10 protein-coding genes, 1 rRNA gene and 1 pseudogene are annotated in these 9,077 nt (G+C 34.3%); 2 read left to right on the top strand and 10 right to left on the bottom strand.

The window, feature by feature from the left end; translation table 11 throughout:
• Together IJ535_RS02035 and IJ535_RS02030 are read right to left on the bottom strand one after the other, a co-directional pair.
• Nucleotides 1-501, bottom strand: a pseudogene (locus IJ535_RS02035) (hypothetical protein); the annotation flags it as partial.
• A gap of 17 nt (nt 502-518) precedes the next feature.
• Nucleotides 519-1,865, bottom strand: a complete 1,347-nt coding sequence (locus IJ535_RS02030) for a histidine-type phosphatase (protein WP_294298149.1) — start codon at nt 1,863-1,865, stop codon at nt 519-521.
• A gap of 165 nt (nt 1,866-2,030) precedes the next feature.
• On the opposite strand from IJ535_RS02030, the gene IJ535_RS02025 reads away from it, so the two are divergent.
• Nucleotides 2,031-2,492: a hypothetical protein gene (locus IJ535_RS02025; RefSeq protein WP_294298146.1), complete on the top strand. Its 462-nt coding sequence runs from the start codon at nt 2,031-2,033 to the stop codon at nt 2,490-2,492.
• Between the two features lie 122 nt (nt 2,493-2,614).
• Here IJ535_RS02025 and IJ535_RS02020 read toward each other — a convergent pair whose 3' ends face one another.
• The 6 genes from IJ535_RS02020 to IJ535_RS01995 form a co-directional block, all read right to left on the bottom strand.
• Complete coding sequence (locus tag IJ535_RS02020) at nt 2,615-2,914, bottom strand: STAS domain-containing protein (protein ID WP_294298143.1); 300 nt, start codon at nt 2,912-2,914, stop codon at nt 2,615-2,617.
• A 3-nt stretch (nt 2,915-2,917) separates the two neighbouring features.
• Entirely contained in the window at nt 2,918-4,132 is a 1,215-nt protein-coding gene (locus IJ535_RS02015; RefSeq protein WP_294289545.1) for a hypothetical protein, read from the bottom strand.
• Nucleotides 4,133-4,200: 68 nt separating this feature from the next.
• The gene (locus IJ535_RS02010) at nt 4,201-4,638 is read right to left on the bottom strand and encodes an ATP-binding protein (RefSeq protein WP_294298140.1); all 438 of its coding nucleotides are present in this window, start codon (nt 4,636-4,638) and stop codon (nt 4,201-4,203) included.
• 261 nt (nt 4,639-4,899) lie between these two features.
• Nucleotides 4,900-5,652: a hypothetical protein gene (locus IJ535_RS02005; protein ID WP_294298137.1), complete on the bottom strand. Its 753-nt coding sequence runs from the start codon at nt 5,650-5,652 to the stop codon at nt 4,900-4,902.
• A gap of 28 nt (nt 5,653-5,680) precedes the next feature.
• The gene (locus IJ535_RS02000) at nt 5,681-5,872 is read right to left on the bottom strand and encodes a hypothetical protein (RefSeq protein WP_294298134.1); all 192 of its coding nucleotides are present in this window, start codon (nt 5,870-5,872) and stop codon (nt 5,681-5,683) included.
• Between the two features lie 21 nt (nt 5,873-5,893).
• Nucleotides 5,894-6,130, bottom strand: a complete 237-nt coding sequence (locus tag IJ535_RS01995) for a hypothetical protein (protein WP_294298130.1) — start codon at nt 6,128-6,130, stop codon at nt 5,894-5,896.
• A gap of 135 nt (nt 6,131-6,265) precedes the next feature.
• Here IJ535_RS01995 and IJ535_RS01990 point away from each other — a divergent pair, with 135 nt between their 5' ends.
• Nucleotides 6,266-7,312 (top strand): VanZ family protein, encoded by a 1,047-nt coding sequence (locus tag IJ535_RS01990; protein ID WP_294298127.1) that lies wholly within the window; start codon nt 6,266-6,268, stop codon nt 7,310-7,312.
• Here IJ535_RS01990 and IJ535_RS01985 read toward each other — a convergent pair.
• Together IJ535_RS01985 and IJ535_RS01980 are read right to left on the bottom strand one after the other, a co-directional pair.
• Entirely contained in the window at nt 7,293-8,423 is a 1,131-nt protein-coding gene (locus tag IJ535_RS01985) for an SLC13 family permease (RefSeq protein ID WP_294298124.1), read from the bottom strand. The two genes, IJ535_RS01990 and IJ535_RS01985, sit on opposite strands and share 20 nt — an antisense overlap.
• A 356-nt stretch (nt 8,424-8,779) precedes the next feature.
• Nucleotides 8,780-9,077, bottom strand: a 23S ribosomal RNA gene (locus IJ535_RS01980); the annotation flags it as partial.

Raw genomic sequence — 9,077 nt, 5'->3', positions numbered from 1 at the left:
ATGTCCCTGGTATGGTAATCTATCCGTAGGGTTCACAATAACAACCTTAGTATTTTCTCCATTAGCATTTTTCAATGATATTTCAGGCTCAGTTAAAGCAGCATAATCAAAATTATACTCCTCTATATCTGTCCTTGTTCCCATGGATGTATAAATCACCCCATCTTCATCCACAAAAGCAAATTTTTCCAGCCCATAAAGCTGTTTCATTCTAAGCTGATATGCCTGCAATTTTTCTACACTACTCAGATCATCAGGTGTTATCAATCCAATAGCAACATCCAAATCACTAATATAATCGTTTAATGTAGAAGCCACTACCTGTTCTCTTCTTCCAGCCAGCTCCTCCAAATACAAAAGGCTTACATTCCTAACAGCTTTTTCAGTGTCTTTGCTTGCGCTAGAACCTGTCCATATAGTTCCAAACACCAGTATCATTAACACAATAATACTGCCGCCTATTACCATACTCATAATTTTTCTGCTGTTTGCTCGCTTCATACTAACGCTCCTTTTAGCTATGCAGCTTGTTTAGCATATATACTGTAAAGAACATCATAGTCATTGATTTTTCTTAAGAAAAGATTTTCCAAATCCTTTGTCAAATATAAACCATCTTGATTTTGCTTGATTTCGTTAAATTGTAAATGATATATACAAGGAGGTGTTGTTAAATCAAGCATTGTTACGTTTCTTAACTGCTCTGTTGATTGGTATACCATGTCAACTGACCAGTATTCTTCGCCACTTCCATTAATCCATTTAGAAAATACAATTTTTGAACCTATTGGTGTCTTTGTCTCGATTGCGTTAGGTAAGCTGTATTCTGACACATTAAGTGCTGCCAACACGCTTGTTAGATTAGAATCGTGTCCACATAAAAATGTAAACTTCCTATTTGTATTATTCATTTCAGAATACATCTCTTCTAATAAAGGATTGGCCACATTAATTGCCACAAGCGGAGCTGCAAATCCAGCATCTACGCACACATCCTTTATCTCGCATATATCTTCCCATTGTTTAGTTGAAAGAGTTTTGCCAAATCCAGCCTTCTTGTTATCCGTTTCTTCATAATATTGTAAAACCAGAGCATCGCTAATCTGGGTGGCAGTTCTTATAGAACCAAGCACCCCCGGTTCCTGCCAGGCTTCTAGTTTAGTACTGCTATCATTTGTGACAAAATCAGTTAATTCTCCGGTTTTATATCTTTCAGACTTATGGTAATCTATAACATCTTCCATAAGGTCATAGTTATCTTCAAGTTGAGCAATAGAATTTCCATACAAAGCCATTATCTGATTGGTTGCATCTTTTTTATATGCATCACTTGAAAATGTCAGCTGTGGATTAAATACCGGATCCATCTTGTCAAATTCCGCATGATATTCCACATCCATGTTTGCAGTTGGAAGCATTCCAGCTGCAAAATACTGTGCAGTCGCTATTGTTCTTTGCTTTGAATTTGCATATATTCTTACTTCCTCTGATGTTGGATGATAATTGGCTGGGATAAATTGTTCTGCTTCTAACCATCTACGAAAATACTGCCCCATTGAAGTCTCAAGCATTCCACCTTTCAAAGATAGTTCGCTAGGAGCTGATGTCCATTCATGCCATTTATATGGGGTTGATTTATCAAGTGTAGAACCTTTTCCACTTAATGGTGATCTAATGTTATGGCGGCTAAGCACAACTACTTGCTCAAGCTTATATCCATTATGGTGCAATGAGCTTAAAAGATTATCCGAATTAGCAGCATAAACCTCTCCTACCTGCGAAGAGGTCATAAGTATACATACACTAAATATTAATGCTGCTACAGATTTTCCAATCCTAATTATTCTTTTTGTTCCCTTTTTCACAACTCTTCCTCCTCTGAATTTTTTGTATCAACATCATGTAAAGACATTTTACTAGACAATTGTTATCAACCTGTGACTGATTATCCATCTGTGACACTTGTGTGACAAAACAAATGCTAGGATATACTCAGTGCAAAAGAGTGTAAAATGAAAGGGGAATATAAAATGAAAAATAACAGAGTGGTTTCAAATTTTGTATTGGCCGGGCTTGTAATCACAAGTACCATGGCAGTTTTCATGGGATGTGCCAGAACCTCTAACAGTAGTGAGGAACCAAAGACTTTTATAGATGTAACAGAAGATGGAAAAAAAGTAACAGCTTTCTTTAATGAAACCTGCAAAGGCACCGCTGGTGGAAGCGGCATTTCAATCAATGATAACGAATATCTTGTAATTGACAGTCAAATCACAGCAGGCGCTGTTCAAGTTAAAGTTGTTTCTGGCGGGGATAATATTAATGAAGTTCCCTCTGCGGATAAACCAGCTACTATAGAATATGAATTTGACAGTATCGGAATTACGGAATATTACGAGATTCCCGCCGGTAACTACATGGTTACAGTTAATACTACTGATAAAGCCACAGGCTCAATCACTTGTTCTGTAGTAGATAGACCAAAAGAATAATAGGTAAAAAAAGGATTAGCTCGAAGGTGAGCTAATCCTTTTTTAACGCTTTTTTATTTAACAAATACTATTTTATTCTAAAAAAATCCCACATCCTAATTAGAATGTGGGCTATTTTTAAACTACTCGATTGTAAGAATATCTGAAAAGCCTGTAACATCAAATATTTCCATAACTTCTTCAGATACATTTTTGATAACCATTTTTCCCTGCTTGTTCATTGTCTTCTGTGTTGACAATAACACTCTTAATCCTGCACTTGAAATATATTCCAGATTTGCAAAATCAAAGGAGATATCCTTAAGCTCAGATATATTACCGTTAACCGCCTCCTCTAACTGAGGTGCTGTAGATGTATCTAATCTCCCCTCAAGTACATAAACGGCCTTTTCTCCATCCTTTAAAATATTAATGTTAAGCATGTCTCACTCCTCCTTCAATTTATAAATCATTGTGATTTGTACTTTATCCTTGTCTACTCCTACTATTACATCATCTGCTATATTAGCAACAATAGATTTTTCCAATTCATCCCACGCCGCTAACATTCCCTCATTAGAAGCTTTACCCTCCTCAAGAGATTGCTTGTAATCATTCATAGACCACACCATACCAGAAAATGCAACTGGATTTGTTGCAAGACCTATATCGCTGTACACACCCAGTCCAGCATAATTTACAGGAATTCCATTATATTGCTGATTAAGCTTCATTACTGATTCATAATTAAGGATGCTTGTCTCTATAATATCCTTAATCTTCCCCATAAAGCCCCTAGCCAAGCTGTTATTTCCTGTAGTAGATACAGAAAGCAAATCTACTTTTGTTTCTGCATCAATCTTTGTATTTCCAATTAGCTTAACAGCGCACTGATTTTTATACTTCTCTACCCACAACAGTGCTGTAAAAGCATCCGTCATTTCTTCAAACATTCCAATAGTTTCTTCCAGCAGAAGCTTTACTCGAAGAGTATCTTTATTCTTTAGCTTAAGCTCTTCAGCACATTTATCTACTTTTGTATAAGCCTTTTCCAAAGCATCTTCATTGGAAGCTAAGAAAATCTGGCTTGAATAAGCAAGTGGTCTGGTTGAACCGACTGTCTTAAGTGAATTAGAAAAATCTTTGGTGACGATTATCAAAAGATTATCATTTTTTACACCAACTGCAATGTCGTCTGCAAGATTTGCTAATACTGAGCGTTCCAGATTTCCCCAGGCTTCTTCTGAGTACTTATCCTCCGCTCTCTTGCGCATCATCTCTGCTTCATATTCAGCTAAAGACCATCTTGGTTTCTTAGGTCTTATAATAAACTCTCTAAAATCATCTATAAAAGTTCTATCTGCACTATTTTTACCAGCAGAAGAGATTGATAAAAACTCTTCACGCTTATTTTCATCTATATCTGTTTCAGTTTTTATACAAATATGAGATATTCTGCGATTTCCTTCGAACCAAATCTCAATTGGATCCTTTTCCGTCATAATAGATGACACTAATCTTATTGACTCTTCTGCCAACAAAGAAAACCGCAATGCGTCTTTGCCATTTATTTTAGCCTTTTCTTCATACTGCTCTGCAACTTGCTTGACAATTTCAAAACTTTCCTGAAAATCATCAAGCTTTATACGTTCTGATTGCATTTAACTCCCCTTTCTATTAAATTAGTCAATTATAAGTATAACCGATTTTATACATTAAAACTGTGGTTTCACAATTTTTTCATCAAAGTAAGGATGTTTTTTCCATCCTTATTTTCATAGGTGATTTCGTCCATACTTTTTTTGACCATATAGATTCCTAACCCACCTATCTCTCTTTCTTCTACCGATAATGTAACATCTGGGTCTTTTTTTTCTAAGGGATTATAAGGAATCCCTTCATCCTCAAAGGTCATGTAAACCTTTCCATCCTCAGCAACCAATGTCAAGCTCATTTGTCCACTCCCCGTATCTGGAATAATCTTTCCAGATGAATCTGTCTTGGCATAGGCGTAGTGTGCTATATTAACAAAAATCTCTTCTAGTGCAACGGATAATTGCATAGATTCTTTCATCCCGCAGCCTATTTCTTCAAGTGTCTCTTCAAGAAAGGCTGTAGCTGTATTCAGGTTTTCGATTTTTGCTTCACACTGAAATGTTTTTTTCATCTATATACCTCACAAAGCCCAGTATGCTACCTACCAGCATGAATAATAGTATCATTCTATTTGTCACAAAAGTGTCACACTAGTATCACACCTGTTAATTTGTACTTTATTTATATCTTATTCACCTTGTAATTATCTCACAGTATCTATTTTCACTAAACTATTTTCACAAATGATTCACAAAAAATCCCAGCTACTGGCAATAGAGCCTTTAGCTGGGTTGGTTATAATATCTATTAACAATTTTATATTTATTAACTTTTAGTCTAACTTACTATAAAAGCTATCAATATTTTGCTCTGGTAAGTCCTTCTTATCCCATCCAAAATCCTGATAATGCTTTACGTCCAAATTATTCGCAAACACATAATTTGAAATAATTTGAGCTCTAATTTCTTCTCTACCATCATCATCAGAAAGCACTTCCATAAAAGCATCATATTTATCACCAAAATGCTTTTTAGCACTTGATGTAAAATTAGATCCATCTTCTACTGCATCGAATTTTGTTACCTCATATTCATCTTCTGTAAGCTTCACATGAATCACACCTGGATAGCTGCCACCTGAAGCACATAATAATGTATCTCCTGCCAAATTATAATTGTATATAGAAAAATCTCCATACACTTTAATATCACTATTATCTGATTCGTCCATATCAACTATACGAATGCATGGAATACTAACATCAGCTTCAGGATATCCTTCATTCAAATCTTCAACATAATCATAAAGCTCAGAATAAAAAGCCTCTGGTCCTGGATACTCATAGTCAGGTAATGCATCTGTAGCTTTAGAGAAAGACTCATAGTCATCTAAATCAACATCAGCTTCTGTAGCTTCCTCTGTGATCTCTTCAGCCGCTGTTTCTTCTTCACTTTGTACAGCAACAGATTCTTCTGTACTAGTATCTGTTACTTCATCTTTAACTACATCTGCTTTTCCGCATCCAGTAGCAATTACTCCAAATGTAAGGCACATAAGCAAAATCCCAATTACTCTTCTTTTCATTCTTAAGCCTCCTCTTTATAAATCATATTTATAGATCATATTGCATTGTTCCGCAAACCTTGCATCTTCCTCTGGCGCCAGAATAAACTACAAACTTAGTCGTCTTATTACATGTTGGGCAATAGTGATCAGCTACAATTTCCTGGCTATTAGATTGATTAACTCCTCCACCAACTTTATCAAGCTCATCCAACTTTAATTCTTTACCTTTAATATCCATAAGCGTCTACCTCCCGAATGATTATTTAAAATCCACCTCATCATTCTTTTTGATTACATGGTACTCAGGACACCTGTTTCCTGGACGCTTATAATTTGTATTTTCACACTGGTATTCGCCTGTATTTCCACCCTCATCTCTTGCCTGTCCAATATATTTGAGTTTCATACCACAAGTTTTGCAATAACAAACTACATCCTTAGTACTAGTACTAACTCCTCCAGTTACTTTTTCTAAATCATCAAATTTCAATTCCATAGCTGGTACCTCCTCAAATAACTATTCTATGATGACATAATAGCATATAATTTGTCACAGCTATGTCACACCCATTTATGTTTCACAGATTTTTCAAAAATAACAATTATTATCTAATAGGGGACAATTAGATTAATGGAACTAAACAGCTTTTATAACTTATATGAAAATAACTGGATTACTAATCTTATTCTAATTTTATCTGTGACTGCAATCGCAGTTTTATTATCATGCATTCTTCCCTTTATCGACAAAAAAATCTGTAAGCATTTTGGACTTAATCTACACGGTGGGTTAAATGAAAAAAAGAATGCTTCAAGATACGCAATTATTAGAAAAACAGTTTTATATATCGTATTTGCGATATATTTATTTATTTTATTCTATCTCGTCCTATTTGCTAGAAGTGAAAATGAAACCTATCTAATTAGAAATTCCGGTATACGTTTATTTATTATGACATGGCAGGGATTTGATATGCCTGCTATGGAATTTTTCGAATTCTATCTGAATCTAATGCTTTTTATCCCTATGGGTTATTTACTTCCTTATATATTTAAATTTTTTAGAGCCCATGCCCTTAGAAGACCATTAATTGCTTCCTTTCTTATTTCTGTATTAATAGAAAACATTCAATTAATGACTAAGCGAGGTACTTATGATACTTCAGATATTATTGCTAATACTTCAGGAGCTCTTATCGGTTCATATCTATTTTTACAAATAGCCTATATACTAACAAATCCACAATGGCGCAAAGATTATAAAAATTATAAAGTTTGGAAAAAACTTGCTAAAAAAGGAATTCTCTACCCATTTGTAAGAAGCTTTAGAATGTCCAGAGTTAATATTATTGCCAAAAATGAAGAAGATGTATGGGATTTCTACACTAAGCTATTAGGACTGCAACCAAAACGATTTATAGTGCCTACCGACTCTAACGATAGCTACTTTCTTTTCACTACCGGTCGAACTCAAATAGCAATACATTGCCTAAATAAGGATGTGACTATACCATCCCAATCTATAACAATCACATTTGAGAACCTGGACATATTAAAAAATCACCTACAGAAAAACAATATTCCTGTAAGTGATTACACATTAGATATATATTCCAATCAAAAAACTATGACAATTATAGGCCCTGATAATGTTACAATTAATTTCCTAGAAATATAACATGCAATATGTATAAAGATGCTAAATATATAATATTTAAAGCTGTAAATACTAATATATATCGCTTAGTATCAGCTCCATCTATGTAACTGTATTGCTTAAATGATATAAGACTAGCCATAGATGCTATTAACGTTCCCAACCCACCTAGGTTGGTACCAACAATTAACTTTACAATATCTTTAGTAAAGCCAGAACATAATATAGCTGCAGGTACATTACTTATAAACTGGCTTAATAATATAGATACTCCCACCTCATTTACTTTTATTATTTCGCTCAAAAAATCGCTAAGTACTGGAATTCTTTTTATATTCCCTATAAATATGAATAAAAATATAAAAGTAAATAATAAAGAATAATCTGGCTTTCTCAATACTCTATTATCAAATAATATCACCGCAGTAATTACAATAATTAACCCAATGTAATAAGGCAACGCTCTACTAACAACCAGTATAGAAACAAGGAATAATATTACATATATGGCGATTAGTAATTTGTCCTTTTTACTTCTTTGATATATATTTACCTGTGTTTTTGTCAGCTTTCCTTCTTCCTTACCTATAAAAAACTCTACAGAAATCAGAAGTAATATCAATGAGCACAAGCTATAGGGAAGCATTAAATTCACAAAACTCCATAAGCCCATATTTGAAAGCGAATATAAATATAGATTTTGAGGATTTCCAAGAGGTGTTAGCATACTCCCTAAATTTGCTGCCAATGTCTCTAATACTATTACAATAATGTATTTATCTTTCTTATTTGCAATTGAAAGAGTAATTATAGAAAATGGAACAAATGTAAGTAGCGCAACATCATTAGTTATAAACATACTAGAAAAAAAGCTTAGTAAAACTAAAATTATAACAAGTCCTCTCAATGTTTTAGTTCTATTAACTAAAGCCTCCCCAATCTGTCGAAATACGGAAAGTTTTTGAAACCCAGCCATTGTAATCATTAATGAAAACAAAATGCTTAGTGTTCTGAAATCAATATATTCTAAATAGCTTTTACTTGGGACAATAATAAAGCAAGATATTGTCGCTAAAATAAAAGCTACACATAATACTATTTCGTTTTTTACAAATTGTTTTAATGTTCTCATCTTTTTCTAATTATAAATTCTCTTTAACTCAAAATGAAATTGGACAATTATTCAATAAGTATGCCTTCTTGTGGTCTACTTAAGGAAAAAGCCCACAAGAACCTATACATATTGTTTATCTTAGCAAAGCTCTAGAATATTTATGCTTCAAAGAATTTTTACAAGAAATTCTAAATCTTTCTATGTACAAAAAAAGCAAGCCCACGCTTGCCTCAAAATATTTGCTATTTCTACCTAAAACACAACTATTAGCTCATGTTCTCAATTTTCTACACATTGCTTGATAATCATGAAACGCAGCAACCTCAAAACTTCACACAGTAAGACTTAGTCTTCCGATTTTCGCTACATCTTCTTTGAATAAACCTTCGATCTATTAGTATTCATCAGCTGAATGTGTTACCACACTTACACCTTGAACCTATCTACCTTATCGTCTTTAAGGGATCTTATTTCCTTGAAGGAAGGGGATATCTCATCTTGAGGGGGGCTTCACGCTTAGATGCCTTCAGCGTTTATCCCGTCCAGACTTGGCTACTCAGCTATGCCTTTGGTAGACAGCTGATACACCAGTGGTCCGTCCACCCCGGTACTCTCGTACTAGGGGCAGCTCCTCTCAAATATCCTACGCCCGCGCCGGATAGGGACCGAACT

The organism is Pseudobutyrivibrio sp., from assembly GCF_017471675.1.
Lineage (GTDB): Bacteria > Bacillota > Clostridia > Lachnospirales > Lachnospiraceae > Pseudobutyrivibrio.
This window is presented reverse-complemented; position numbering and strand designations above follow the sequence as displayed.